Origin of the sequence: Thermobacillus sp., assembly GCF_003390775.1 — a bacterium.
Classification (GTDB): Bacteria; Bacillota; Bacilli; order Paenibacillales; family Paenibacillaceae; genus Thermobacillus; species Thermobacillus xylanilyticus.
The window spans coordinates 22,909-49,833 of the sequence record NZ_QEWA01000054.1 but is presented as its reverse complement, the minus strand read 5'-3'; the positions used below and the strand labels follow the sequence as shown (position 1 = coordinate 49,833).

At 61.8% G+C, this 26,925-nt stretch carries 23 protein-coding genes; 18 read left to right on the top strand and 5 right to left on the bottom strand.

All coding sequences use genetic code 11. The annotated features are described in order from the left end of the window. A partial coding sequence (gene ltrA / locus C6W55_RS15695) for a group II intron reverse transcriptase/maturase (protein ID WP_286893739.1) occupies positions 1-1,059 on the top strand: 1,059 nt, incomplete at its 5' end. Positions 1,060-1,160: 101 nt separating this feature from the next. On the opposite strand, the gene C6W55_RS15690 is transcribed toward ltrA, so the two are convergent. Next, positions 1,161-2,081 carry an ArsR/SmtB family transcription factor gene (locus C6W55_RS15690; RefSeq protein ID WP_286893738.1) on the bottom strand — a complete coding sequence of 307 codons (921 nt, stop codon included), beginning with the start codon at positions 2,079-2,081 and terminating at the stop codon, positions 1,161-1,163. A 392-nt stretch (positions 2,082-2,473) separates the two neighbouring features. On the opposite strand from C6W55_RS15690, the gene C6W55_RS15685 reads away from it, so the two are divergent. The 5 genes from C6W55_RS15685 (at position 2,474) to C6W55_RS15665 (ending at position 8,405) form a co-directional block, all read left to right on the top strand. Beyond that, positions 2,474-3,871: an ABC transporter substrate-binding protein gene (locus C6W55_RS15685; RefSeq protein ID WP_286893737.1), complete on the top strand. Its 1,398-nt coding sequence runs from the start codon at positions 2,474-2,476 to the stop codon at positions 3,869-3,871. 102 nt (positions 3,872-3,973) lie between these two features. Then, complete coding sequence (locus C6W55_RS15680; protein ID WP_286893736.1) at positions 3,974-4,903, top strand: carbohydrate ABC transporter permease; 930 nt, start codon at positions 3,974-3,976, stop codon at positions 4,901-4,903. Positions 4,904-4,916: 13 nt separating this feature from the next. Further along, on the top strand, positions 4,917-5,777 hold the full coding sequence (locus C6W55_RS15675; RefSeq protein ID WP_015255996.1) for a carbohydrate ABC transporter permease: 861 nt from the start codon (positions 4,917-4,919) through the stop codon (positions 5,775-5,777). Between the two features lie 40 nt (positions 5,778-5,817). Beyond that, positions 5,818-7,407, top strand: a complete 1,590-nt coding sequence (gene abnB, locus C6W55_RS15670) for an arabinan endo-1,5-alpha-L-arabinosidase AbnB (protein ID WP_353682048.1) — start codon at positions 5,818-5,820, stop codon at positions 7,405-7,407. A gap of 38 nt (positions 7,408-7,445) precedes the next feature. Continuing rightward, the gene (locus tag C6W55_RS15665) at positions 7,446-8,405 is read left to right on the top strand and encodes a glycoside hydrolase family 43 protein (RefSeq protein WP_015255994.1); all 960 of its coding nucleotides are present in this window, start codon (positions 7,446-7,448) and stop codon (positions 8,403-8,405) included. Positions 8,406-8,748: 343 nt separating this feature from the next. Here the strand turns inward: C6W55_RS15665 and C6W55_RS15660 are convergent, their stop codons facing one another. Both C6W55_RS15660 and C6W55_RS15655 read right to left on the bottom strand, forming a co-directional pair. After that, positions 8,749-9,513 carry a sugar phosphate isomerase/epimerase family protein gene (locus C6W55_RS15660; RefSeq protein ID WP_213484426.1) on the bottom strand — a complete coding sequence of 255 codons (765 nt, stop codon included), beginning with the start codon at positions 9,511-9,513 and terminating at the stop codon, positions 8,749-8,751. Next, entirely contained in the window at positions 9,510-10,559 is a 1,050-nt protein-coding gene (locus C6W55_RS15655) for a Gfo/Idh/MocA family protein (RefSeq protein ID WP_286893734.1), read from the bottom strand. The genes C6W55_RS15660 and C6W55_RS15655 overlap by 4 nt, the downstream gene beginning before the upstream one ends. Positions 10,560-10,758: 199 nt before the next feature. On the opposite strand from C6W55_RS15655, the gene ndk reads away from it, so the two are divergent. The 4 genes from ndk to C6W55_RS15635 all read left to right on the top strand — a co-directional run bounded on the left by ndk (position 10,759) and on the right by C6W55_RS15635 (position 15,575). Next, a complete protein-coding gene (ndk, locus tag C6W55_RS15650) occupies positions 10,759-11,175 on the top strand; it encodes a nucleoside-diphosphate kinase (protein ID WP_015255991.1) in 417 nt (138 codons plus the stop codon). 102 nt (positions 11,176-11,277) lie between these two features. Then, positions 11,278-12,393 carry a transglutaminase domain-containing protein gene (locus tag C6W55_RS15645; protein WP_286893733.1) on the top strand — a complete coding sequence of 372 codons (1,116 nt, stop codon included), beginning with the start codon at positions 11,278-11,280 and terminating at the stop codon, positions 12,391-12,393. Positions 12,394-12,482: 89 nt separating this feature from the next. After that, positions 12,483-13,295 carry a DUF2935 domain-containing protein gene (locus C6W55_RS15640; RefSeq protein WP_213484423.1) on the top strand — a complete coding sequence of 271 codons (813 nt, stop codon included), beginning with the start codon at positions 12,483-12,485 and terminating at the stop codon, positions 13,293-13,295. A 144-nt stretch (positions 13,296-13,439) separates the two neighbouring features. Further along, on the top strand, positions 13,440-15,575 hold the full coding sequence (locus C6W55_RS15635) for a right-handed parallel beta-helix repeat-containing protein (protein ID WP_286893731.1): 2,136 nt from the start codon (positions 13,440-13,442) through the stop codon (positions 15,573-15,575). A gap of 72 nt (positions 15,576-15,647) precedes the next feature. Here C6W55_RS15635 and C6W55_RS15630 read toward each other — a convergent pair whose 3' ends face one another. Further along, positions 15,648-16,814 carry a conserved virulence factor C family protein gene (locus C6W55_RS15630; RefSeq protein WP_286893729.1) on the bottom strand — a complete coding sequence of 389 codons (1,167 nt, stop codon included), beginning with the start codon at positions 16,812-16,814 and terminating at the stop codon, positions 15,648-15,650. 202 nt (positions 16,815-17,016) lie between these two features. Here C6W55_RS15630 and C6W55_RS15625 point away from each other — a divergent pair, with 202 nt between their 5' ends. From C6W55_RS15625 to C6W55_RS15615, 3 genes are all read left to right on the top strand, one after another. Beyond that, positions 17,017-18,078 carry a Gfo/Idh/MocA family protein gene (locus C6W55_RS15625; protein ID WP_286893727.1) on the top strand — a complete coding sequence of 354 codons (1,062 nt, stop codon included), beginning with the start codon at positions 17,017-17,019 and terminating at the stop codon, positions 18,076-18,078. A gap of 153 nt (positions 18,079-18,231) precedes the next feature. Then, the gene (locus tag C6W55_RS15620; RefSeq protein ID WP_286893726.1) at positions 18,232-19,851 is read left to right on the top strand and encodes an ABC-F family ATP-binding cassette domain-containing protein; all 1,620 of its coding nucleotides are present in this window, start codon (positions 18,232-18,234) and stop codon (positions 19,849-19,851) included. Positions 19,852-20,042: 191 nt separating this feature from the next. Then, positions 20,043-20,948 (top strand): cation diffusion facilitator family transporter, encoded by a 906-nt coding sequence (locus C6W55_RS15615; protein ID WP_286893724.1) that lies wholly within the window; start codon positions 20,043-20,045, stop codon positions 20,946-20,948. Positions 20,949-21,503: 555 nt separating this feature from the next. Here C6W55_RS15615 and C6W55_RS15610 read toward each other — a convergent pair. Continuing rightward, positions 21,504-21,830, bottom strand: a complete 327-nt coding sequence (locus C6W55_RS15610; protein ID WP_286893722.1) for a helix-turn-helix domain-containing protein — start codon at positions 21,828-21,830, stop codon at positions 21,504-21,506. 105 nt (positions 21,831-21,935) lie between these two features. On the opposite strand from C6W55_RS15610, the gene C6W55_RS15605 reads away from it, so the two are divergent. The 5 genes from C6W55_RS15605 to C6W55_RS15585 all read left to right on the top strand — a co-directional run bounded on the left by C6W55_RS15605 (position 21,936) and on the right by C6W55_RS15585 (position 26,746). Beyond that, a complete protein-coding gene (locus tag C6W55_RS15605; RefSeq protein ID WP_244860535.1) occupies positions 21,936-22,097 on the top strand; it encodes an anti-repressor SinI family protein in 162 nt (53 codons plus the stop codon). Positions 22,098-22,281: 184 nt separating this feature from the next. Then, positions 22,282-23,049: a YveK family protein gene (locus C6W55_RS15600; protein ID WP_286893719.1), complete on the top strand. Its 768-nt coding sequence runs from the start codon at positions 22,282-22,284 to the stop codon at positions 23,047-23,049. After that, positions 23,033-23,710 (top strand): CpsD/CapB family tyrosine-protein kinase, encoded by a 678-nt coding sequence (locus C6W55_RS15595; protein ID WP_286893717.1) that lies wholly within the window; start codon positions 23,033-23,035, stop codon positions 23,708-23,710. Before C6W55_RS15600 ends, C6W55_RS15595 begins: the two co-directional genes overlap by 17 nt. Positions 23,711-23,723: 13 nt before the next feature. Next, positions 23,724-25,010 carry an efflux RND transporter periplasmic adaptor subunit gene (locus C6W55_RS15590; RefSeq protein ID WP_213484417.1) on the top strand — a complete coding sequence of 429 codons (1,287 nt, stop codon included), beginning with the start codon at positions 23,724-23,726 and terminating at the stop codon, positions 25,008-25,010. Continuing rightward, positions 25,007-26,746: a hypothetical protein gene (locus C6W55_RS15585; protein WP_286893716.1), complete on the top strand. Its 1,740-nt coding sequence runs from the start codon at positions 25,007-25,009 to the stop codon at positions 26,744-26,746. Before C6W55_RS15590 ends, C6W55_RS15585 begins: the two co-directional genes overlap by 4 nt. The last annotated feature ends 179 nt before the right edge of the window (positions 26,747-26,925 follow it).

The window sequence follows — 26,925 nt, the reverse complement described above, 5'->3', positions numbered from 1 at the left end:
GTGGAAATCCCCAAACCCGGAGGCGGCGTACGGCTGCTCGGCATCCCGACCGCGATGGACCGTCTTCTCCAGCAAGCGCTTCTGCAAGTGATGGAGCCGATCTTTGACCCGCATTTCTCATGGCACAGCTACGGCTTCCGGCCGGGGAAGCGCGCGCATGATGCGGTAAGGCAAGCGCAGCAGTATATCCAAAGCGGCCTCCGCTGGGTCGTGGACATGGATCTGGAGAAGTTCTTCGACCGTGTGAACCACGACATCCTGATGGCGAGAGTCGCGCGGAGGATAGACGACAAGCGCGTACTCAAGCTGATTCGCGCCTACCTGAACGCCGGGGTCATGACCGGGGGTGTGGTCGTGCGGTCGGAAGAAGGTACGCCGCAAGGCGGCCCGCTCAGTCCGCTTCTTGCCAACATCCTGCTGGACGATTTGGACAAAGAACTGACCAGACGAGGACTGCACTTCGTCCGATATGCGGACGATTGCAACATCTTCGTGGCCAGCAAGCGTGCCGGGGAACGGGTCATGGAATCGGTGATCCGATTTGTGGAAGGAAAGCTGAAACTGAAAGTGAATCGGGACAAAAGCGCGGTAGACCGGCCGTGGAACCGAAAGTTCCTCGGCTTCAGCTTCCTGTCGAACAAGCAGGCAACGGTCCGGTTGGCACCCAAGACGATTCAGCGTTTCAAGAAGAAAGTCCGGGAGATAACGGACCGCTCGCGCCCGCTGACGATGGAAGAACGGATTAACCGACTGAACCGCTACATGATGGGATGGATCGGTTATTTCCGTCTGGCTGCCGCCAAGAACCACTGTGGTAACCTCGACGCATGGATTCGCAGGCGACTGCGCATGTGTCTGTGGAAACAATGGAAGAGACCCAAGACCAGATTGCGTAATCTCCGTGCACTCGGCGTGCCCGAATGGGCGGCTCGAATGATGGCGAACTCACGCCGTGGTCCGTGGGAAATGTCCCGTAACACAAACAATGCCCTTCCGACTTCCTACTGGGAAGCGAAAGGGCTGAAAAGTCTGCTTTCTCGTTACCTGGAACTTTGTTAACCTTACGGAACCGCCGTATGCGGACCCGCATGTACGGTGGTGTGAGAGGTCGGGGGCTAGCCGCCCCCTCCTACTCGATTGCAGGAACGTCCGCGCGCCGCTTATTCCTTCTTCGGTTCCACATAGGTCAGTTTGCAGACAATGTCCTGATAGTAGTTGCCGAATCCGGCGCCGTAGATCGTCAGGCCGCCGATGTGCTTCGCGTCTTCCTTCACTTCCAGCTTCAGGTCCCATTGCATCCGGCGGATGTCGACATCATGGATCGTGTAGTCGGACACCTTCGTCCCCTCAATGAATGTGCCGTCGCCGTTGATCCGGATATGGACGAGGATGCCGTATTGGTTCATTTCGATGTTCCACCACTCGGGCGTATATTTGCCCCGGGTGCCGCCGAAGTCGCCCGGACTCGTCCATTTGCCGATCGGACGCCCGTTGAACTCGAACGAAATGTCGGACGGCCAGTGGACGTTCGACAGCGGCGCCTCCGATGCGATCTCCATCGTGATCTCCAATTCCTCCGGTTCCTCTTCCGGCTTCAGATAATTCGGAATCTTGTACGTGATGTAACCCTTCGAGAACCAGAGAATTTTCGCGTCGACCCGCTCGGGGTGGAGAAAATACCGCGGATCGTCGAAGCCGTCGCCGATGATCTGATACTTCGTCGCCAGGCCGCAGGTCGGCTTGACATCGAAGTCGGTGTAGTGGCCGATCGGGATGTTGACGATGTGGAAGTTGCGCGGGATGCGGCCCTTGCTCGGGAACACGAGCTCGATCCGGTCGGCGACCAGCGTGCACAGCTTCTGGGATGCGCCCTTGCCGGGAATCATTTCGGTGCGAACCAGATTGGCGCGCTCGAGCTTCTTCACATGCATCGTAATGATGGAGTTGCTGAGGCCGAGCGCCGACGCCAGATCCTTCATGATCATCGGCTCCTGCGCGAGCAGTTCGATGATCTTGATCCGGACGTTGCTGGCCAGTGCTTCGAACAGGGGGAGATTGCTTTCCGATACGATGGTTTCCATGCGATCTCATCCAATATTTCAGTTTTGTATTAACTATACCGTACCGTGTTCAGCTCTGGCAAGTGGATGCGAATACGGTCGAATTTTTGTTTTGTGAGGAGAATAATTTTATATAAATATAAAATGTTTTATAAAAACCAATTGACAATCGCAAACCCCCCCGTTATCATCCTAAGTAAATCAATTAAAAGCGAAATATTTAACATCAATGTGAACTATTCGCCGGTCAGACGGCGGTATGCCAGGATCGACGGGCGTTGTCCGCAGGGGGTGAGACCGGCCGGGGGTGTCTGCAGCATGGTCAGGCGGTAATCGTTTGCCGAAAATGTAAGCGCTATTATGGGGGCGTCTTTATCCGAAATCATGCAGGCTCAAGGAGGTTGTTTTCCGACATGAGGTCAAAATGGTTGTTCGTGCTGATGCTTGCCGTCTGTCTGGTCGTGACGGCGTGCGGCGGCAGCAGCGGAGGAGGAAACGGCAGTTCGGGCGGCAGCGGCGCCAATGGCGGTGGCAGCGCGAATGCCGGCACGGACGGTTCTGACGGCGGCGGAAGCGGGGCGTCCGGCGGCAAGGTCGAGATTTCGATCTCGTCCTGGGGCGCGCCGGATGAGCGCGCGGTGTTCGAGGCGGTGCTCAAGGAATTCGAGAAAGCGTACCCGGACATCAAGGTCAAGTTCATCCATATCCCGAACGACTATACGACGAAGATGAACACGATGATCGCGGGGAACAGCGCGCCCGACGTCATCTTCACGAGCGACGGCGATTTTCCGCGCTGGGTGAAGCAGGGCGCGTTCCTGGACATCACCGACTACGTGATGGCGAGCACGAAGCTCGACCTGAACGATATGTGGGAGCAGGGGCTGAACCGCTACCGCTACGACGGCAAGAAGACGGGCACCGGCGCCTACTACGCGCTGCCAAAGGACATCGGTCCGACGGTCATGTATTACAACAAGGAAATTTTCGACAAGCTGGGCGTGCCGCACCCGAGCCCGGATCAGCCGATGACCTGGGACGAGGCGCTCGAGATGTGGAAAAAGCTGACCGTGGACGAGAACGGCGACGGGAAGATCGACATCTACGGCGCCGGCCCGATCTGGTGGGAAGGGTTCGTCTGGTCGAACGGCGGCACGATTCTGAGCGAAGACCGGAAGACATTCACGCTGAACGAGCCGGCTGCCGCCGAAGCGATGCAGTTCATCTATGATCTGACGCATGTGCACAAGGTCGTGCCCGACTCCCGGGCGCTGCAGTCGATGAACGACGGCCAGATGTTCGAGGCCGGCAGGCTGGCGACGATCACGGGCGGCCGATGGATGGTGCCGACTTACCGCAAGCTGAAATTCGACTGGGATGTCGCGCCGATTCCTTCGAACAACGGCACCTGGCTCAGCGGCTGGTCCGGATCGGTCGGTCTCGGCGTCAACGCGAAGACGAAATATCCGGACGAAGCCTTCAAGCTGATTGAATTTTTCACCGGCATCGAAGGCCAGACGAAGATGACCGAACTCGGCTTCCAGATTCCGAACTTCAAGTCGATGGCCGACGACGAAGTGTACACGCAACCGGGGCAGAAGCCGGCGCATCCCGAGGTGTTCGTCAAGGCGGGCGAAGCCCAGCAGCCGGGTCCGTGGACGTATCTGCCGAACGGCAAGTGGCTGGATACATTGAACCAGTATCTCGGCGAATTCTGGAACGGCAAGGAGACGGCGGCCGAGTTCTTCGCCCGGATCAAGCCGGAAGTCGAGAAGGCGCTGAGGGAAGGCAATCCGGAGCTGTTCGAGTAAGCGCAGAAGCACGCGGCGCGTGACGGGGACGCTGCGGCGCGGCATCCGCGCCGCACGTCCGCATCGCGCACAACACCTACGGAAACGGAGGGAACGATCCGGATGGAAGCGCAGACTTCAGCCGCCGTGAAGACGCGTCCGAAGAAACGGAGGCGGCACTCGCTGTTCCGCAGCGAGATGCGCTGGGGCTATCTGTTCATCACGCCGCCGTTCATCGGCGTCGCCGTCTTTCTGCTGTATCCGCTGCTGAACTCGCTCTACATGAGCATGACGAACTTCAACTTCGGCCAGCCGGCGGAATTCATCGGCTTCGACAATTACCGAAGGGCGCTCACGGACGACCCGCTCGTCTGGAAGACACTCTGGAACACGTTCTACGCCGCGCTCGGCGTGCCGCTCGGCATGATCGCCGCCCTGTTCGCGGCGCTGCTGCTGGACCGGAAGCTGCGCGGGCGCCATTTCTTCCGCATGTTGTTCTTCCTGCCGACGATCTGCTCGGTCGTGGCGCTGGCGATGGTGTGGCGGTGGATTTTCAACGCGGATTTCGGGTTGCTCAACTACTACCTCGGCGTCATCGGCATCGACGCGCCGGCCTGGCTGATCGACCAGACATGGGCGATGCCCGCCATGATCATCCAGGGGGTGTGGGGCGGCCTCGGCGTCAGCATCATTCTGTACCTGGCGGCGCTCGGCAACGTGCCGACTTCGCTGTATGAAGCGGCGACGGTCGACGGCGCGAACGGCTGGCAGAAGTTCATCCACATCACGGTCCCCGGCATCTCTCCGGTCACGTTCTTCATTCTGATTACGTCGCTCATCGGCGCGCTGCAGGACTTCCCACGGTTCCAGCTTCTGACCGGCGGCGGGCCGAACTATTCGACGACGACGATCGTGTACTATCTGTACACCGTCGCGTTCCAGTACAGCGAGATGGGGTATGCTTCCGCTCTCGCCTGGATCCTCGGCATCATCATCATGCTGATCATCGTGATCAATTTCGTGTTCTCGAAACGATGGGTCCATTACAACTGAGGAGGGATGGGCGATGGCTGTGATTGCGGCGGGCAGACGGAAGCGCGGGGCCGCAAAGCGGCTGGCCGATCTGGCAGCCTACATGCTGCTCGGCCTCGGCGGCGTCATCATGGCGGTTCCGTTCCTGTGGATGCTCGCGACATCGCTGAAACCGGACGGCGAACTGTACGCCTACCCGCCGGAGTGGATCGGTTCGCGGCTGGCCTGGGAGAATTACCGCATCATTTTCGAGGAGGCGCACCTGATCCGTGGCTTCTTCAACACGATGATCGTCGTCGTCCCGACGCTGATCATCGGCCTGTTCGTCTGCGCGATGTCGGCTTACGCCTTCGCGAAGCTTCGCTTTCCCGGGCGCGACAAGCTGTTCATGCTGCTCATCGGCACGATGGTCGTGCCGGGCGCGGTCATGATGATTCCGGCGTTCATCATGTTCAAGACGTTTGGCTGGACGGACAGCTGGAAGCCGCTCATCATTCCCGGCATGTTCGGCGCGCCGATGGTCATTTTCTTCCTGAGGCAGTTCATCAAGACGCTGCCGGACGAACTGGAGGACGCGGCGAAAATCGACGGCATGAGCCCGCCCGGCATTTTCCTGCGCATCATCGTTCCCCTGACGAAACCGGCGCTCATCACGCAGGGCATTCTGTCGTTCAACGCGGGCTACAACGATTATCTCGGACCGCTCATCTATCTGAACTCGCCGGAGCGCTATACGCTGCAGCTTGAGCTGGCTTCGTTCTCCTCGTACTACGGGACGGAGTGGACGCTGGTCATGGCCGGCGCTGTTGTCGCGCTCATTCCGACGCTCGTGCTGTTCGCGTTCGCGCAGCGCTTCTTCATTGAAGGCATCGCGCTAACGGGGATCAAGGCTTGATGGGGATTGGACGATCATGTTGTGAAGGAGATATGGATGAATGACTGCACTGTCTATCGTCGTCGGCAGGCTGCTGCGCCGGCGAATACCGCTGGAAGGACAGCGTCGGTTGCGGAGGCGCGGCTCGAGCCGCGGCGATGAGCCGGGGAGGCGGCGGATGGTGCGTGCGGCTGGCGGTGCGTTGGCCGTACTGGTGGCCGCGGGGGCGTTTTTGACGGGATGCGGTGCATTCGGCGAAAAAGGCGGCGGGAAGGAGGCGTGGGTTCCCGTGTTCCATGAAGCGTCCGTGCACGACCCGTCCATTGTGCGCGATGAAAACGGCATGTTCTATGTGTTCGGCTCGCACCTGGCGGCAGCGAAATCGCCCGATCTGATGCGCTGGGAATTGATCGCGTCCGGCGTCTCGGACGGCAACCCGCTCATTCCGAACGTGAGGGAGGAGCTGCGCGAGACGCTGGAATGGGCGGAGAGTGACACGCTGTGGGCGGCGGACGTCATCCGGCTGCCGGACGGCAAGTACTACATGTACTACAACGCGTGCCGGGGAGACTCGCCGCGCTCCGCCATGGGAGTCGCCGTCGCCGATTCGATCGAGGGACCATACCGGGATATCGGCATCATTTTGAAATCCGGCATGTGGGGGGAGCCGAGCGAGGACGGAACGGTGTATGACGCGCGGGTCCATCCGAACGTCGTCGACCCGCATGTGTTTTTTGACAAGGACGGCAAGCTGTGGATGGTGTACGGTTCGTATTCGGGCGGCATTTTCATCCTGGAAATGGACGAGACGACGGGCAAGCCGCTACCGGGGCAGGGGTACGGCAAGAAGCTCGTCGGCGGCAACCACAGCCGGATCGAGGGGCCGTATATGCTGTACAGCCCGGACACGGAATACTATTATCTGTTCCTGTCGTTCGGCGGATTGGACTCCTTCGGCGGCTACAACATCCGGGTCGCGCGGTCGAAACATCCGGACGGTCCGTTCGTCGACGCGGAAGGGGTCGACATGGCCGAGGTGAAGGCCGATCCGGCGAAGCCGCTGTTCGACGACGCGTCGATCGAGCCGTTCGGGGTGAAGCTGATGGGCAATCACCGGTGGCGCGATCCGCACGGGGCGTTCCGCGAGTTCGGCTATGTGTCTCCGGGGCACAATTCGGCCTGGTACGACGAGGAGACCGGGCGGTACTACCTGATTTTCCATTCGCGTTTTCCGTACAGCGGGGAGCGGCATGAGATCCGGGTGCATCAGATGGTGTTCAACGAGCAGGGATGGCCGGTTGTCGTGCCGTTCCGGTACGGCGGGGAGCGGCCGGAGGATGCCGATCCGGAGCGGATTGCCGGCGACTACGAGCTGGTGAACCACGGCAAGGACATCTCTGCTGAAGTGAAGGAGTCTGTGCCGATCCGGCTGGAGGCGGACGGCACGATCAGCGGCAGCGTGTCCGGCCGGTGGACCGCCGGGGATGGAGGCAAGATCCGGCTCACGTTGAGCGGCGAAGATTACGATGGCGTCTGGCTGCGGGCCTGGGACCCGGAAGCGGAAGCGTTCACGGAGACGTTCAGCGCGCTGTCGGGAAAGGGCATCGCGTTGTGGGGCGCGCGGAGGCCGGAACCTCCGCGGGATGAATAGAATGGCATTTTACATGAACAAGGGAGAGGGAGAGAGCGATGGATCATACTGTCGGAACCGGAATTGCGGATACGTCGGGCGTTCAGCCGCTCATTCTGCAGCGGGCCGATCCGTGGGTGTACCGGCATTCGGACGGTTGGTACTACTTCACGGCGTCCGTGCCCGAATATGACCGGATCGAAGTGCGCCGGGCGCGCACGATTGCCGGGCTGGCGTCGGCCGAACCGGCCGTCGTCTGGCGGCGGCATCCATCCGGGCCGATGAGCGCGAACATCTGGGCGCCGGAGATTCACCACATCGACGGCAAATGGTACATCTATTTCGCCGCGGCGCGGACGACCGAGACGAATGACGGGCTGTTCGATCACCGGATGTACGTGCTCGAGAACGCGTCGGCGAATCCGCTCGAAGGCGAGTGGGTCGAGAAGGGGCAGATCCGCACGATGTGGGAGACCTTTTCACTTGACGCGACGACGTTTGAACACCGGGGGACGCGCTATCTCGTCTGGGCGCAGAAAGATCCCGCGATCGCGGGCAACTCCAATCTGTACATCGCCCCGATGGCGAATCCGTGGACGCTCGCCGCGCCCGGTGTCATGCTGACGAAGCCGGAATACGAATGGGAGCGGATCGGGTTCTACGTGAATGAGGGGCCAGCCGTGTTGAAGCGGAACGGGCGTGTGTTTGTGACGTATTCGGCGAGCGCGACGGATCACCACTATTGCATGGGGTTGCTCGAGGCGCCGGAGGACGCCGATCTCACGGACCCGTCCGTCTGGACGAAGTCGCCGGTGCCGGTGCTGGCGACGGACGAGGCGCGCGGCCTGTACGGGCCGGGGCACAACAGTTTCACCGTCGCGGAGGACGGCGGCGATCTGCTCGTGTTCCACGCGCGGACGTATAAGGAGATCGTCGGCGATCCGCTGTACGATCCGAACCGGCACACGTTCGTGCGGAAGCTGGCGTGGGATGCGGACGGCAGGCCGGTGTTCGGGTAAGTGGCTGGAGCTGCGGCGTGGATGGCGCGCTGCAGCTTCTTTTTGTGGGCACGTGGCGGTGCTGTAACGTGGATAGCACGTTACAGGGGTGCATGGTCCGCGCGCGGAGGAGCTGTAACGTGGATAGCACATTACAGGGGTGCATGGACCGTGTACGGGGTAACGTGGATAGCGCGTTACAGGGGCGCGTGGGCCGCGTGCGAGGGAGCTGTAACGTGGAAATTACGCTAAAGGAGTGCATGGACCGCGTGCGGATACGAGAACCAGCGACACCAACCTGAAAAAAAGGGCGCAGCAACGAGGTTCTCCCGCATCACCGCACCCGCCTGACGTTCGCGAAAAACTAAATCAATTCCGACTCCTTCAAATACATATAGCTGAACCACGCCGTGTCGAGCCCGGACAGGTGGCGGAGCTGGTCCTGCTCGACCGTCATCCACTCGGCGCCGATCTCCCGCGCCGCCTCGATCGAGCCGCGGATGTCGACGACGCCGGTGCCGAGCGCGGTCCATTTGCCGATCTCGTCGGTGCCGTAGACATCCTTCAGGTGAACCGCCGGCACGCGGCCCGCCATCTTGCGCAGAATATGCGCCGGGTCGGCGCCGCCGAGCGTGATCCACGCGACGTCCAGGCGGAAATAAACCGCCTTCGGATCGGTATGCTCCGCCAGAATATCCAGGGCATACACGCCGTTGAACGTGTTCCTGAACTCGTGGGCGTGGTTATGGTAGCAGAACCTGAGGCCTTCGGCGGCCAGCCGCGCGCCGGCCGCGTTGTACAGCTCCGCGTCGCGCAGCAGCTGATCGCGCGAATCGGCGGGCGCCCACCAAAGCGTGACGTCCTTCGTCTCCATCAGATGAGCCTCCCGGATAATGCGGTCCAGCTCCTTCCCGTCCGCGAGCAGATCCTTGCTTACGCTGTGCGTCGCCACCTGCAGCCCGAGCGAGCGGAACCGGGCGACATTCGCCTTCGCATCGCCTTCGAGCAGCTTCGCGCCGCCCTCGATCCCCTCGTAGCCGATCGCCGCGATGCGTTCCATGGTGCCCCAGAAATCCTGGTTCGCCTCTTCGTGGATGATGCCGATCAGTCCCAGCTTCGGCCGCGTCATGAGGATTTCCCTCCTTCCGCAGGCGCCGTGAACCGGCCCTTCTGCAGCATGGTGATGAACGGATTGTCCGTTACCCCTTCAAGCGGCAGTTCCACCCGCGCGTTGCGCCGCACCGACTCGTAGAAGGCGTAAATGATCTCCGACGCGCGCAACGCTTTTTTATAGGACACCTCCGGTTCTTCCCCCGAGATCAGGCAGTCGACCGCATGGCGAACGTAGCCCGCCACCTGCTCGGCATGCGGCGTCACTTCCACTTCCGGCTTCCAGGACGGATCGGCATAGACGGCGCCGCCCTTGATCTCGCCATCCCACATCACCTCGAGGAATCCTTCCGTGCCGATGACGCGCACGCCGCCCCAGATATCCATGTCGGGTCCGCCTGCCTGGATGTTCGCCCGCACGCCGTTGCGGAAGACGACGAGGCCCGCCGCGACGGATTCGGACGGCACGTTGAACCAGTTCAGCGTCTCGCTGGCATCGACAGCGCCGAGCACCCATTTCGCCGGCGTCTCGTCCATGAAGCTCATCGCTTGGTCGAACGTATGGATGCCGCAGTCGAGCAGATTGGGCGGGGAGTACAGATCCATCCGCACCACGCGGCCGATCCGGCCTTCCCGGATGAGCCGGCGCACCGTCTGGTTGCCGCGCGCGAACCGGCGCTGCAGGGAGAACGTCAGCTGGCAGCCGGTCTCCTCTGCGATGCGGGCCATCTCGAGACATTCGCCCCATCCGGGCGCCATCGGCTTCTCGGACAGCACGGCCCGGACGCCCGCCTCCGCGCAGTCCCGGAACACCGGCAGATGCAGCGGCGTCCAGAGACAGATGATGGCGATATCGGGTTTCACCTCGTCCAGCATCCGCCGGTAATCCGTATAAACGGCGGCGCCGAATCCGAAGGCTTCGTTCAGGGCATTGGCCGAATCCTCCGAAATGTCGGCCAGCGCGACGACCTCAAGCCGGCCGTCGGCCTTGACACCGTGGGCGTGCTCGTGGGCGCGCTTGCCGCATCCGATGAAGGCGACGCGGAACGTTGCATTCGTGTTCAACCAGCCATCCCTCCGTTTGTTGAGATGATGTTTGTTGAGATGTTGTATCCCCTTTCATTATGGGATGGCCGGTCCGGAAGCTCAATGCACGCAAGCGAAGTTAAACTGGATCCATTTGATGCCGTGAGCGGAATCACATCCTTCGCTGAAGAAGATGCCTATAATGGGGAAATTAAATCGGCGAAGGAGGGCATGCGTCATGGAAAACGGCAAGCGGACATTCGTCATGATCAAGCCGGATGGCGTGGAGAGAGGGCTGGTCGGCGAGATTGTGTCGCGCTTCGAACGCCGCGGGTTTAAGCTGGCGGAAGCGCGGATGATGCGCATCAGCAGGGAGACGGCGGAGGAGCATTACGCCCAGCACAAGGGCAAGCCGTTCTTCGGAGAGTTGGTCGACTATATTACGTCCGGCCCGGTCTTCGCGATGATTCTCGAAGGGGAGGGGGCCGTGCAGCTGGCCCGGGCGATGATCGGCGCGACGAATCCGGCGAATGCCGCGCCCGGCACGATCCGCGGCGACTACGCGAGGTCGGTCGAAGCGAACGTCATCCACGGTTCCGATTCCGACGAGAGCGCAGAGCGCGAGATCCGGCGGTTCTTCGGTCCGCAGGCGTGAAGTTGCGGGAGCGGAAGGCGTGAAGGCGGGGGCTTAAGGTCCGGCCGTTATGGTTATACTTGGGCCAAAATGCCAAACGCCATTTCCCGGAGGGTCATGCCAGTGAACCGCAGCACGTCATTCCGTATTGCCATCTGCGCGATCGCCATATGGTCTCTGCTGACGGTCGGCCTCCGTCCCGGGCCGGCCTCCGCTGCCGAGGCGGCAGCCGACCTGCACCAGCTGGAGACCGCCGTCGCCGCCGCGCTGCTTGAGCGCCGGGAGTCTGTGCAGATCGACTATACCGGCGACGGCCAGGAACTGTCGGGCCGCATCAAGGACGTCATCATGGACGCGCTGAAGCGGGACGATTACACGTCGTACATCGTGGATTCCTACTTCTACTCGATCCGCAAGCTCAGCGGGCGGTCGCACATCCGGCTGACGCTGAATTACCGGGAGACGCTTGCGCAGACGGCGGAAGTGGACCGGCAGGTGCGGGAAGTGCTCGACCGGCTCATCACGCCCGAAATGAACGACCATCAGCGGGTGAAGGTGATTCACGACTGGATCGTGCTGCGTCTGGCCTACGACGTCGGGCTGAACCGCTACACCGCATACGAAGCGCTGCGGACCGGCAAGGCCGTCTGCCAAGGCTATGCGCTGCTCGCCTACAAAATGTTCAACGCGGCGGGCATCCCTGCGCGGATTGTGGAAGGGGCCGTTCCCGAAAGCGACCATGCCTGGAATCTCGTGCGCGTGGGCGGCCGGTGGTACCACCTGGACGTGACCTGGGACGACCCGGTGCCGGACCGGGGCGGCGCGGTGTCCTACGACTATTACCTGAAGACGGATGAAGAGATGCGCAAGGACCACACCTGGACGCGGGAATATCCGCGCGCGGACACCCCGTATGAGGCGGCGGTCAGGGAAGCGAAGCAGACCGATCCGGCGCGGGCGGGCTTCTACGAGTCGCTGGAAGCGGCGCTCGGCTGGAAATGGCTGCGTCCGGAGCATACGGCGGCGACGGCGGACGAGCTCAGGCGCAAGATGGAGGAAGCGGCGGCATCCGGCGCGGACGGCTTCAAGGTGCGTTATTTGCGCGGCGACGCCGTGCGGACCGATCTTCAGAAGGCGGCGGCGGAAATCAAAGCGGCCGGCATCCGCGCGTACGAGGCATCCATCTTGCCGTTCGGGGATGACGGGGCCGTGCTGGTCGAAGTGTCGCTGATCCGGTAGGCAGCGGAGCTTGCCTTCGTTCTGGCGGCCCGCCCGCGGGCATATACTCCTTACGGTTAGCATGAAGCCGGAAAGGAGCGGAGAAGTCCATGAACATGGCGAGCCTTGCAGAGGAAGGGCCGCTGTTCGAACATCGGTTCTGGCTGCAGATACTGGGAGACCACGCCCGATTCATCCTGATGGCGCTGTCGCCGGCCGAGAAGGATGACGTACGGCAGGCGGAATCGTTCATTTCGCGGTTCGACGCGCTGCTGGCGGCCGCCCGGATGCAGGATGCGGAGGCGCGGCTGGCGGCGCTGAACCGGGAGGCGATGGATGCGACCCGGGAGCTCAAGCAATTCAAGCTCAGCCTGCTCGAGCGGCTGCTGCTCGGCAAGGTCGACCTGCTGTTCACGCCGACCTTCCTGAACCATATGGTGAACGAACTGGAGGAATACGAGCACATTCTCGAAGAATTGCTGGCCGGGCGCCCGGTGCCGCGCCAGCATCCGCTGCACTACGACATGGTCTGGCTGCAGGATGCGATCGGCCATGCGGCTGAGCTGTCCTTTGACATGGACCCCGTCGAGCGGCGCTGGATCGAGAAAAGCCGGGCGTTCCAGCAGGAGTTCGGCGCGTTTTTCCTGAAAGCGGTTGAAATGGCGGGATATCTGCGGACTTCGCTCCGGACGTTCCCCGCCTTCCAGAAATTCCATTCCGACATCGACCTTGAGATGAAGCTGTTCATGCGCTTCCTGCAGGAGATCGAGGAGCTGCAGATCGGACCGAAGCTCCTGGACCGGATTCATCCGCTCATGCCGGACCACATGTTCCGCGAGGAGTGTTACTATCTGACGAAACTGGCCGCTTACGGCCTCGTTCCCGAACCGGGCTGCAATCCGGCAAGACCGAGGCTCGCGTGACGGAAAAGCGCCTCGCGCGATATGTGTCGATTAGGCGCGAATCAGGGGCTTGTCTGCCTATTTTTAGAAGAACCGTGCGATATACCCATTCCTTGTCCCGCAAATCGCAATATACTGAAACGGGGCGAGGAAGGAGTGATCGCGATGAGGCGATTGGTCGGCAGATTGCTGCTGGCAGCTGTGCTGATCTTCGCCGCTGCATCAGTCACGGCGGACGGCTCGACGTCCGCGCAGACGGAAGATTCCGTCTATCGGCTGGTGCCCGGCAAATTCGACATCCATACGGATGGCACGCATCCGGAAGAGACGACGAAAGGATTCAACGATGCGCTCCAGTGGGCGCATGATCAAGGATATACGACATTCATCGTTCCACCCGGGACCTACATGATCAAGAAGAGCGCGAAAGGGCAGCCCGGCCCGGACGCGCGGATCAACATGGTGCCGGACATGACGTTCGTGCTCGAAGACGGCGCCGAACTGGTAAAGGAACCGAATGACTCCGAAATCTACGAACTGCTTTACATCGGCCGTGGCGTGAACAATGTGACGATCAGAGGCGGAAAGTTTGTCGGCGACCGGGACCAGCACGATTACAGCCGCAAGGATCACCCGTACTCGTCCGGCACGCACGAGGGCGGCTACGGCATTGTGGCGCTTGGCGCGCGCAATCTGACGATTGAGGGCGTCGAGGTGTACAACTTCACCGGAGACGGGATCGTGATCGGCGGCAGCGGCCAGATGGTGAGGGACCTGTATGGGAGCAGTTTCGTCCCCGGCGCCTTCGATTCGGACGGCAAGCCGACGGCAGCCGAAGGGCGGATCCGGACGATTACGCCGGTGCCGCTGAACCACGAGAGGTTCAAAACAGACCCCTGCTTCGAACTGTCGAACAACATCAACCTGCCCGCCGATTTCGAACTTTATTTCTATGATGCGGACGGCAACCTGATCGGCCCGAAGCTGAACGCGAAGGTGCGGCAACGGATCCAAATCCCCGCCGGAGCGGCATCGTTCCATCTGGTGTTCGAGCGGGCCGACAGCAACGGCTCGTACATCGAGGTCTGGTCGAGGGTGCCGTCGGAGAACGTCATCGTCCGAAATTCGGAACTGCATCACAACCGCCGCCAGGGCATCACGATCGGCGGAGCGGACAATGTGGTGATCGAGCATAACGTCATTCACGACATTAACGGGGTTGCGCCCCAGTCCGGCATCGATGTCGAAGGCGGTTACGGCGAGAACGGTTTTCTCAATACGAACATTCAAATCCGGAACAACGAGTTCTATAACAATGCCGCCTATGACGTCATCCTGTACGATGGCAACAACGCGGTTGTGGAAGGCAACCATCTTGCGTCGCGGGGCAAGATCGGGCTGGCGGTGTCGTCGCCGTTCACGGGCGCGCTCGTCAAGAACAACCATTTCGACGGCACGCGGCTTGTGATTTATCACGATGTAACGCTCGTCGGCAACCAGATGAACGATTCGTACACCTTCATCGAAGGGCCGAATGTGACCATCGACGGCATGAAATTTACGGATTCGTCGTTCACCATCAGCAGCAGCCGGCCGTTCGGCGTGGAAGTCAAGAATGTCACGATGGTGCATACGAAGCGGGCGGACAGCGGGTTCGGCATCTGGGTGAATCCGATCCGCGTCACGAACATGACGATTATCGGCGAATCGCGGCTCGGTGTGATCAACGCCGGCAACACGACGGGCAATGAGTTCACGAACCTGCGGGTGGTCGGCCACAGCGGCGGCACGCTGCCGCGCGGAACGTACAACGGGTGCTATTTTGAAAGCGCGCCGGAGAACAAGCGCGAGCTGGCGATTTCGGCCCCCGGAACATACGTGTTCGAGAACTGCACGTTCAAGTCGCCGATCGTTCCGCTCGCCATCTATGATCCGGGCTCGGACGTGACGATCCGGAATTCGTCCGTCATCCTCGACGGGGACAGCCACGGCGTCTTCGTGGGAGCGGCGAAATCGTTCGTGTTCGAGAACAATACGGTAAAAGCGAACGCGCTCAAACGTGCGGAACTCGAGCTCGTGAAGATCAACGACTACTGGCAGCGGAACGACCCGGCCGATGTGCTCAAGGCGGTCATCCAGAACAATGTCATCGAGGCGAATATCGCGGCGAGGGGCATATCGACGATCTACGCGGGAGTCGGCGCTCCGCCGTATATCGTGAAGGACAACACGCTGTACAACGCGAAGCTGTTCCTGAAGGCTGACGACGTGCAGTCCGGCAATCAGGAGTTGACGAAATAATGTGATGCCCAGGTGACGGGGGCATGAAGAAGACCCGGCGGGCGCGCGGCAGCCGCGGGCCGCCCCCTTTCGTTATGGCTGCGTGTCGGACCGCTCCCGCCGGGCGGCGGTCATTTGCTGCCAGACCGTGCCGGCGGCTTCTTCGCCGCGCTCGATCCGCTCGAGCGCCATCTTCGCCTGCAGCCGGACTTCGAACTCCTCGTCCTCCGCCGCTTCGCGCAGCGCCGGCAGCGCCGATTCGTCCCCGATTTCAAACAAGTATCGGGCGGCCCGCCAGCGGACGAGCTTGTTCGGATCGCGCAGCGCCTCGATCATCGCCGGCATCGCGGCGGGGTCGCCGAGGTCCGACAGCGTGTCGCCCGCGGTGCGGCGGACGGCGGGCGACCGGTCGCGCAGCGCCTCCACCAGCAGGGGCAGCGCCTCCGGCGAACGAAGATCGCCGAGGTAGACGACCGCTAGCCGCCGGACCGACACGTTGTCGTCGCGCAGCGCCTTGGCGAGCAACGGCAGCATGCCGGGCTCCGGCTGCGTCCGCTCCAGCGCCGCATAGCGCGTCTGCCAGTCCGGCGCGTCGAGCGCTTCGGCAAGCTCCTCCGCGGTGAGCGGCCGCCGCTCGCGCGGCTGGGCCGGGGTCCCGGCCGCGGCCGGCCCCGCCGCTTTCGCGGCTTCAATCAGCTCGCGCAACCGCTCATCCGTATAGGCGGCGTCGAGTTCCGCCGCGACTTCGGCGGCGATCTCCTCCGGCTCCCCGTAGCGGATGCCGTATTCCTCCAGATGGCGCTCCATAATCAGCGTCGAACCGGCCGCTTCATGGACGGCTGCCGAGAATTTCTCCGGCAGCCCCAGGCGGGCCGCCTCGCGGTCGCCGATGCGGACGCGGACCTGCATCGGGATGCCGCGGTACACCTGCACCAGGACGTGCAGTTCGCCGAACGCGGCGTCCGGTCCGGCCGGCGCGGGTGCGGTCCCGGCCGCGCCTTCCGCCGTCTCGAACAGCTTCGCCGCCTCGGCCAGAATGCGCGGCCAGTCGGCGCCCGGCTTGCGGTCGAGCGCGATGAAGTCGGCGGTGCGGAACACGCCTTTGACGCCGTCGATCTTCAGCAGGCTCCGCAGCGGCTCGGGCGCTTCGTCCGCCTTGTCCGGCGTGTACGCGGCGCGGCGGCCGGCCGGCCACCGTTCGTCGACGTTCAATTTCATCGAATTCGGGCTGGGCGTCGGTTCCACGGACAACAGCTTCATGCGGAATCTCCTCCTTGCATCGCCGCCTGAATGACATTTCTGACGGATATTGCTGATACTATAGTAGCCGATCTTCGCTCCCGAACCAAATATGACGCCAAAAAAAGCACATAAGGAAGCCAAAAGCGCATCTTGGATGCCGCCGCCCGCAGGTCTATACTGAGACGAGACAGACATACGATACCGAGGAGGACAACCGTAAATGGCAGACACCGTCCGCATCGGCGTCATCGGCGCCGGGATGATCGGAAATGTGCATTTGAATGTGTTCGGAAAACTGGAGAACGTGGAGATCGCCGGGGTGGCCGACGCCTCGCTGCCTGCCGCCGAGCGCCGGGCGCAGGAGCACGGCGTGAAGGCCTACGAGACGCCGCAGGCGCTGCTCGACGATTCGTCGATCGACGCCGTCGTCATCGGCGTCCCGAACCGGTTCCATGCGCCGCTCGCGATCCAGGCGATGGAGCAGGGCAAGCATGTGCTGCTGGAGAAGCCGATGGCCATCAGCGAGGAAGCGGCCAGATCGATCCTCGATACGCAGCGCCGGACAGGCCGCGTGCTCATGATGGCGCATCAGATGCGCTGGTCGGGCATCGCCCGCGCCGCCAAGGCGAAGGTTGACGCGGGCGAGCTGGGCCGGATCTACAACGCGAAGACCGGCTGGCTGCGCAGGAAAGGCATCCCCGGCTGGGGAAGCTGGTTCACGCGCATGGACGAAGCCGGCGGCGGACCGCTCATCGACATCGGCGTCCATATGCTCGACCTGACGCTGCATTTGATGGGCAATCCGAAACCGGTCTCCGTCTTCGGCACGACTTACGCCGAATTCGGCCCGCGCCGCGAAGGGATCGGCAGCTGGGGAACGCCGGACTGGAACGGCTACTACGACGTCGAGGATCTCGCGACGGCGCTCATCAAGCTGGACAACGGCGCGACGCTGTCGCTCGAAGTGAGCTGGGCGGCCCATTCCGCCGGCTTGCCGGAAGAACCGTTCGTACACCTGATGGGCACCGAAGCGGGCATCGCCCTGATCGGCAACCGCGGCACGATCGTGAGGCACGCAGGCGGCGAGGTCGTCGAAGAGGAGCTCAAGCCCATGGAAGGCGAAGAGGATCGGCTCCTGCTGAGCCGGCATTTCGTCGACTGCGTCCGCGAAGGGAAGGAGCCGATCGCGCCGGCGCTGTCCGGCTATGTGAATAACCGCATTTTGAGCGCGATCTACGAATCTTCCCGCACGGGCAGCGAAGTGAAGCTGAACTGGGATTGACACGCATGAACGAGGAAGCCCCCGGGCGCCAGGCCGCTTCGGGGGCTTCGCTTCATTGCGAATTCAGGCGCGCTCAATGGCCGCCCGTCGGCTTCTGTGCTATAATGCGGGAGGATGTACTCATTACAGGGGCAAGGACGGGGAAGTGATTCGATGATCAGCACGAGCGGCGTTACGCTTCGTTACGGGAAGCGCGCGCTTTTCGAGGATGTCAATATCAAGTTCACGCCGGGCAACTGCTACGGCCTCATCGGCGCGAACGGCGCGGGGAAGTCGACGTTCCTGAAAATTCTGTCCGGCGAGATCGAACCGACGAGCGGCGAAGTGCACGTGACGCCGGGCGAGCGGATCGCCGTGCTCAAGCAGAACCACTTCGAGTACGACGAGTTCAAGGTGCTCGACACGGTCATCATGGGGTACAAGCGGCTGTACGACGTGATGAAGGAGAAGGAAGCGCTCTACGCGAAGCCGGACTTCAGCGACGAGGACGGCATGCGGGCCGGTGAGCTCGAGGCGGAGTTCGCCGAGATGAACGGCTGGGAAGCGGAGTCGGAAGCGGCTTCCCTGCTGAACGGGCTCGGCATTCCGAACGAGCTGCACGACAAGCTGATGAAGGAACTGGACGGCAACCAGAAGGTGCGCGTCCTGCTGGCGCAGGCGCTTTTCGGCAACCCGCAGATTCTGCTGCTGGACGAACCGACGAACCACCTGGACCGGCAGTCGATCGAGTGGCTGGAAGATTTTCTGCTGAATTATGAGGGAACGGTCATCGTCGTCTCCCACGACCGGCATTTCCTGAATACGGTCTGTACGCACATCGCGGACATCGACTACGGCAAGATTCAGCTCTATGTCGGCAACTACGACTTCTGGTACGAGTCGAGCCAGCTGGCGCTGCAGCTCATGCGCGAACAGAACAAGAAGAAGGAAGAGAAGATCAAGGAGCTGCAGGCGTTCATCCAGCGGTTCAGCGCGAACAAGTCGAAGGCGAGACAGGCGACCGCGCGGAAGAAGCTGCTCGAGAAAATTACGCTCGACGACATCAAGCCGTCGAACCGGAAATATCCGTTCATCCAGTTCAAGCCGGAACGCGAGGCGGGCAAGCAGCTGCTTCTCATCGAAGGGCTGACGAAGTCGATCGACGGCGTGAAGGTGATCGACAACCTGACGCTGACGGTGAACAAGGGCGACAAGATCGCGCTCGTCGGGCCGGATTCGCTCTGGAAGACGGTGCTCATGCAAATTCTGATGGGCGAGCTTGAACCGGATGCGGGCACGTATCAGTGGGGCGTGACGACGACGCGCGCGTATTTCCCGAAGGACAACTCGAAATACTTCGACGGCGTCGATCTCAATCTCGTCGATTGGCTGCGGCAGTTCTCGAAGGAGCAGGACGAGACGTTCATCCGCGGCTTCCTCGGACGGATGCTGTTCTCCGGCGACGAAGCGCTGAAGAAAGCGAGCGTCCTCTCCGGCGGCGAGAAGGTGCGCTGCATGCTGGCCCGGATGATGCTGTCCGGCGCGAACGTGCTGCTGATGGACGAACCGACGAACCACCTGGACCTCGAGTCGATCACGTCGCTCAACAACGCGCTGATCGATTTCGACGGGACGATGATCTTTACCTCGCATGACCGTCAGTTCGTGTCGACGATCGCGAACCGGATTCTCGAAATCACGCCGCGCGGCGTCATCGACCGGCTCATGACGTACGAGGAATATCTCGAGAGCGACGAAGTCAAGGCGCTGCGGGAGCAGGCCTATTCCGCATAAGACAGGTTGGATGCGACGAAGCCGTCGGGGATGCCGCCCGGCGGCTTTCCGCTTGGCCGCGGACTGTGGAAGAGGGACAGACTGTTGCATTTATACATAAAGTCGCGCACCGTGTCAAAACTGTTTCTCTGGACCCACACGGAACCGGTCGGTTATCATACTGCTGTTGTGGATGAAACGATGGAACGGAGGTGCCCGGGCTGGACCCGTATCAAAACATTCGAGCCGGCGAGCGGGGGGCATGGGCGAGCATCGCGGCCTATCTCCTGCTCTCGGGCATCAAGCTGGCCGCCGGGTACGTGTTGTCCTCCAGCGCGCTGACCGCGGACGGCTACAACAATCTGTCGGATATCGCCGCTTCCGCGGCGGTGCTCATCGGTCTGCGCATCTCGCGCAAGCCGCCCGACAAGGATCATCCTTACGGCCATTTCCGGGCCGAGACGATCGCCGCATTGATTGCTTCCTTCATCATGGCCATGGTCGGCCTGCAGGTGCTGATCGACGCCGGGCGGTCGATCATCGCAGGTGATCGGGCCGCGCCGGACCCGGCATCCGCCTGGATCGCGTTGGCCGCCGCGCTCGTCATGTTGATCGTCTACGTCTACAACCGGCGGCTTGCGGCGCGCATTCGCAGCCAGGCGCTGATGGCCGCGGCCAAGGACAATCTGTCCGACGCGCTCGTCAGCGTTGGCGCCGCGGCGGGCATCTTCGGCTCCCAATTCGGCATGCCGTGGCTCGATCCGGTGGCTGCCGTTGTCGTCGGCCTGCTCATCCTCAAGACGGCCTGGGGCATCTTCTGCAGTTCGACGCATACGCTGACCGACGGATTCGACGAGAAGGAACTGAAGACGCTGCGCGGCACGATCGAGCGGACGAAAGGCGTCCGGCGAATCAAGGACATCAAGGCGCGCATTCACGGCAGCAATGTCCTGATCGACGTCATCATTCAGGTGGATCCCGAACTGTCGCTGATCGAGAGCCATCAGATCAGCGACGAAATCGAGCGCCGGATGGAGCGCCGGCACAACATCGCGAATGTACACGTCCATGTCGAGCCGTACGAGGAGCCGAGTGCTTCGCGGACGGAGGGGACGTAGGCGGGGCACGCTCGGTCGGCCTTGGATCGCCCGCAGCGGCATGGGAGCCGCCTGCGGGCTTATTGCTGTGCGCGGACGAGCGTTAGCGGCGAGAGGTGACTTTGTTGGGGGTGTCGGACGAGCCGGGCGGCTTCGCTGCTTATGCAACGGCATGCGGTGCCGTTCATCGTGTTCGTCCCCGCACTTGGGCAAAGAACCGGAGGAACTCTAACGAAACTGAGAAGCGTTATTTTGCCAAACTCGGCCTCAATCGAATTTTTGCGAAACTGAGCGGTCTTATTTGACGCTTCAAGGCAATTTTTGCCCTGTTTCGTCGCGAATGACGTGTCCCAGTTTCGTTGTTTCACACATAAGGGTTGTCAGTAGTTGCAATCGAAAGCCTCCAAACCCCGGCTTCAAGCAGGTTCGGAGGCTTTCGCCTTGTTGCGTCAATTTCCGTGCACTCGTGGAATACAAAATGGAACGTTATAGGGTTGACATGATACGAAATGTATCATATCATAGGGACAAGTTGTTCGATATCGTGAACTGTCCGGCGGAATTTGCGGCATGACGCTATTGCGATTTTCGCCATTTCTGGTACTCGAGAAATTCCCGGAACTGCTCTTTGTCGACGCCGGACGCCATCGCTTCCCGGACAAGCTCCGTCCATTCGGGATCAAGTGCGCCTTCCGGCTCCGCTTCGCCGAACAGCAGGACATGGACCGGCACGCGGAGGGTGGAGGCCATCTTCTCGATAAACTGGATGGACGGATTGTTTTGGATCCCCCGTTCGACATTGCTGAGATAGGATTTGGCCACGCCTGCCGCTTCGGCCAATTCCGACAGCGACATCCGGCGCTGCGTCCGGATGGCCTTGATTCTTGCTCCAATGCTTTCCATTAGCCGTCTCGTCCTTTGCATGAAAGTTCCTGATTTAGCGGTCATATGAATTATAGCATGGTTTCTTAAAACGAACAAACCGTCGCGTGCGGAGGAGAAACCGTCATGCATGAGTCTGGGGAGGCTGGTCAAAACATGAATGCCGGGGTGCAGACTTTTGATCCGGAATGGGCGGCATTGATCGAGCTGGCGAGAAGGATTGGTCTGACGATTGAGGAAATTCGCGAATTTCTTCGCAACCCGGAGCGTCTTAAGCGCACGAAGTGAATGCGCGGGTTTCGGCTCTGCACGGCGGCGCAGCCGGCGGCTGCGGCTGGCCGGCGCATGCCGGCATGTTCACTATATAGAACAACATTTGCTTTGACGGCGAACAAACCGCCGATCCGCCCGGCCGGCGGACCCCCATATCGGGTTCGTCTGAAGCGGGCGGGTCGTCTGGAGGCGACAACCTTTGAAATCCGAAGACATTGATTTGCGGGAATACTTGCGGATCGTGCGTTGCAGGCTCTGGCTCATCGTCCTGATCGTGCTGACATGCACCATCGGCGCCGCTTACTTCAGTTACAACACCTATGTGCCGCTCTATGCGGCGCAGACGAAACTGTATGTCAACAGCGCGGATGCGGCGGATCCGTTCAGCCGGGGCGTCATGAACATCGGACAAATGTCCTCCGGAGGCGGCGTGATCGAAACGTACAAGGAGATCATCCGCACGCCGATCATCATGGACAAAGTGGTCGAGCGGTACCCGCAGCTCGACGCCTCGACCGAGGAGCTCATCCGCAGTGTCTCCGTCCATGCGCTGAACAACACGTCCGTCATGATCATTTCGGTCACCGGGTTTTCGTACGAACGGGCAGTCATGATGGTCAATGCGATTACGGACGTGTTCGTCACGGAGCTGCCGAAAATTTCGCCGGGCCATTCCGCCGTGCTGCTGACCGAAGCGAAGCTGTCGGCGAGTCCCAATCCGGTGAACGAACAGCACACTACGTATATTTTTCTCGCCTTCGCGGCGTCGCTGATCGTGTCCGTCGGCATCGCCATCCTGCTCGATGTGCTCGACGACCGGATCAAGGACGAGGCGGATGTCGTGCGGGTGCTCGGCGTCTCGACGCTCGCCTCGGTGCCGAAGACGAGACTGCGTTCGGGCCGCACCCGCAGCCGCAAGGGAACCCAGGGAAGGATCGGTGAGGAAGCTTATGCCGCGGTCAAATAAAGACGCGCCGACATTGCAGGTCGACGATGTGTCGCCGTTCATGGAAGCCTACCGGACGCTCAAGGCGAACATCGAGTTCGCTTCCCGCCGCCGGCCGATCCGCGCCGTCGCCGTCGCCTCGGCCGTCCCCGGCGAAGGCAAATCGACCACGGCGCTCTACCTGGCGTCCGCCTATGCGCGGGCCGGCCGCACCGTCGTCCTGGTCGACGGGGACATCCGCAAGCCGACGCTTCATCAGGTGATAGATCGGCGCCGCAGCCCGGGACTTACGGATTATCTGCTCGATCCCGGCATGATGCCGTCTTACGTGCTGACGGACACGATGGTCGGCGCGGCGTTCATCGGCGCGGGGCGCAGCGTCCCGAATCCTTCGGACCTGCTGGCTTCCGAACGGATGACGGAGCTGATCGCGCTGCTGAAGCAGGCATACGACATGGTCATCATCGATACGCCGCCGATTCTGGCCGCCATCGACGCGAAGATTCTCGCCGCCAAATGCGACGGCGTGCTGCTCGTGCTCGAAAGCGGCAAGGCGCGGGAGAAAGCCGTCCTGAAGGCGAAAACCGAGCTGGTGCAGGCCAATGCGAACCTGCTTGGCGCGGTCTTGAACAAAATGAATCGGAAAGCGCTGGATCCCTATTCGGACTATTACGGCAAATGAGGAGGTTGGGCCGGTGCAACGAGAGCGAAGGATGCGGCAGGCGGCGCGCAACGCTCGTAATGCCGCGGTCGTCGCGCTGTGTCTGTCGATGACCGCGGGATGCACGCTCCTCGACGCGTTCTCCGCCCCGCGGGAAGAGGCGGACGTAACGCCGCAGATCCGGTCCGTGCGGGCCGAGACGGTGGCCGTGCGGCAGATCGAGGAACCGATTCACATTACGGCGGATGTCGAGTCCTCGATTCAGTTCGATGTCGAACCGAAGATCTCCGGCACGGTCGAGACGCTGCACAAAAAGCTCGGCGATACCGTGGAGGAAGGCGAACCGATCGCGCAGCTGTCTTCCGAAGAGGTCAATCTGGCCTATGAGCAGGCGCTGGCCGCCGTCGACCAGGCGAACAGCGCGCTCCGGACGGCCCGCCAGGAACTGTCGGTCAGCCGGCAGGAGCTCGCGGCGGAGATTCGCAAGATGGAGATCAGACTGAACGAATTGCAGCGCCAGCACAACAAGGTCCGTAACGACTACGACAGCGGCCTGGCGACGAAAGAGGACGTCGACCGGTCGGCATCGGAACTCGAATCCTACCGTCAGGATCTGGAACTTGCGCGCAAGCGGCTGCAGTCACTGAACCAGTCCGACCGGATGGCGGAACTGGAGAACCGGTTGGCTGATGCGGAGCTGGCGCTGCAGCTGCGGAGCGAGGCGCTCGAACAGCTTACGATCAAGGCGCCGGTCGGCGGCGTCATCACGCAACTGACATTAATTGAAGGCATGATGGTTCGGGAGGGCGTGCCCGTCGGGCGGATCGAGCAGGTGGATCCGGTGCGGATCGTCGCTTACCTGAACGAAGAAGGCGCGCAATATGTGCGGGGCAAGGCCGAGCTCAAGTATGTGCTGCCCGGCGGCGAAGAGCAGGGACAAGCGCCCGTGAGCTATCTGTCATCCATCCCGGATCCCGAGCGGAACGCTTATGTGCTGGAACTCACGGTGCCGAATCGCGACGGCCGGCTCAAGCCGGGCATGAAGGTAGCCGTCGAATTGTCGGAAGAAGCCGAACTGTCCGCGCTTGCGGTGCCGCAGTACGCCGTGCTCGAGGAAGGAAGCCGGCGGTATGTGTTCGTCATCGAAGACGATATCGTGAGAAAACGCGAAGTGAAGACCGGCCGGTCGACACCATCCTATTATGAAGTGCTGTCCGGTGTCAGCGAAGGCGAGAGCATCGCGATTACCGGCGTCAATGCGCTCACCGACGGGGAACGCGTGATCGTTGAACGGAGCGGCAAGGAGGGACAAGCGGAATGAACAGACGAAGATGGAAACGCTGGGCGGCATGGATCATGACCGGGCTGATCATCGCCCTGGCCGCGTCTCCGGGTTCGGCCGCCACCACCGTCTCGGCCGCGCCCGCCGGGACGGCGAGCGATACGCCCTATACGCTGAACAGCGTGCTCAAGGCCGGCGTGAAGACGGTGCTGAACGAACGCGTTCCGGAGGGCGTCAGAATCGGCGCGGTCGTCCGGCTGTACAATACCGCCAGCCGTGCCGTGGCCGTGCCGGGATACGAGCTGCGCGCGGTGACGACGGGCGGCGTCGTCTATACGCTGAAGCCGTCCGCCGACAATCCGCGCATCGTGCAGCCGCAGGAGAAGGCCGAACTCAGCTACATGCTGACCGTGGGGCGTTCCGATGTTTTCACGCTTGAACGGCTTGCATGGGTGAACGTTGACGAATACGTTTACCCGAAGAAAGAAACCAACATGCTGAACATGCCCGTCGCGGGTCTGGAATGGTACGGCCCCTCCACGGTGTTCAAGGATGCGCAGCGGTCGAAAGAATGGGGCGCGTCGTTCACGATTCCGGCGGAATCCGCCGAGCTGGTTTACACGCCCGTCCGGCTCGCGGAGCGGCACACCCCGCAGGGCACGACAACCGTCCTCGTGCTGCAGGTGCGGAATACGGGCAGCCGGCAGGCCTGGGTTCCGGAGTTCACCGTGTCCGGCAAGACCGTGAAGAGTTACTACTCCGCGCAGCGGGCGGAGAGCGGACCGATCGCGGTTCAGCCGGGATCGTCGCGCTATCTGCACTTCGTCATGCGGCTGGACAGTCCGGAGGCCTGGCTGAGCTTCACGATCAGCACGCCGGAAAGTTTCACGGACGCATCCGGCACCATCCGGTATGAAGCGGGCCGCCTGCAGATCAAGGCGCCCGCCCACCCCGATACGCAGACCGTTCAGTCGTCATATGACCTTCTTGACCCGATCCGCGTCTCGTCGACGCTCAGGCCGAATCTGGCGAACGAAGTCGACATTGCGCTGGCCGAAGTGCGTCGATTCGAACAGGCGGGCGACGGCTTCCTGACAGCCGTTGCGAAATTCAGGCTTGTGAATCGATCCGGCGTTTCCGTGGCCATTCCGGACTTCGGCGTGGAATGGATGACGTCCGAAGGCGTCAGCTACACGGGCGAACGGATGGATGTGCGGCAGAAAATGCTGATGCCGGGCGTCGGCATGATGATCGGCTATACGTTCACCCTGCCCCTCTCCGCCGGGTCGGACGAGCAGGCGCAGCTCACGCTGCTGGACGGCAGTCCGGACACGTTCCAACTGCCGGTCGGCGCGGTCAGCATCCCGCTGGCCGGGGCGGATGCGGAAGAGTCCGGCGGTGCCGCCGACATGTATCCGTTCAAGGTGGAGATCCGTTCCGGATCGCTTGACCCGTCCGGACTCGTCACGCTTGACTTCGGCATCTCGCGGGCGGTCAATATGACGTTCGACGAGCGGTCCGTCCGGCTCAAGCTGGAAGCGGCCGACCCGAGCGGGCATGTGCTGATGTCCCAGACGTATGCGCTGGCGGGCGCCGGCCGCCTGGGATCCGGCCTGAAGAAGATCGAGCTCGGCGATCGGGAGACTACGGATGCGTTCAAAAAAGTCGTCATCCGGCTGTATGAAGTGCTCGCGATTCCGGGCGGAGAGATTGAACGGCTCGTCAAGACGATGCACCTTGAGGCATCTTCCAGTCCCCTGAGCCCGGCGGCCTGAAGGCCGGAAAACTCCCCCGCAGGCATGCGATTGACCGCGGCCGCGCGGCAATCGCGCACCGCGCCAATCGCATGCGGCGGGGGATGCAGATCGCGGATGCGAATGATGGATTGACAGCCGGGTGATTGGGTGCTACGATGCAGGTGCGTTCGCTTTACAGAATGTTTTTTTGAGAAAAA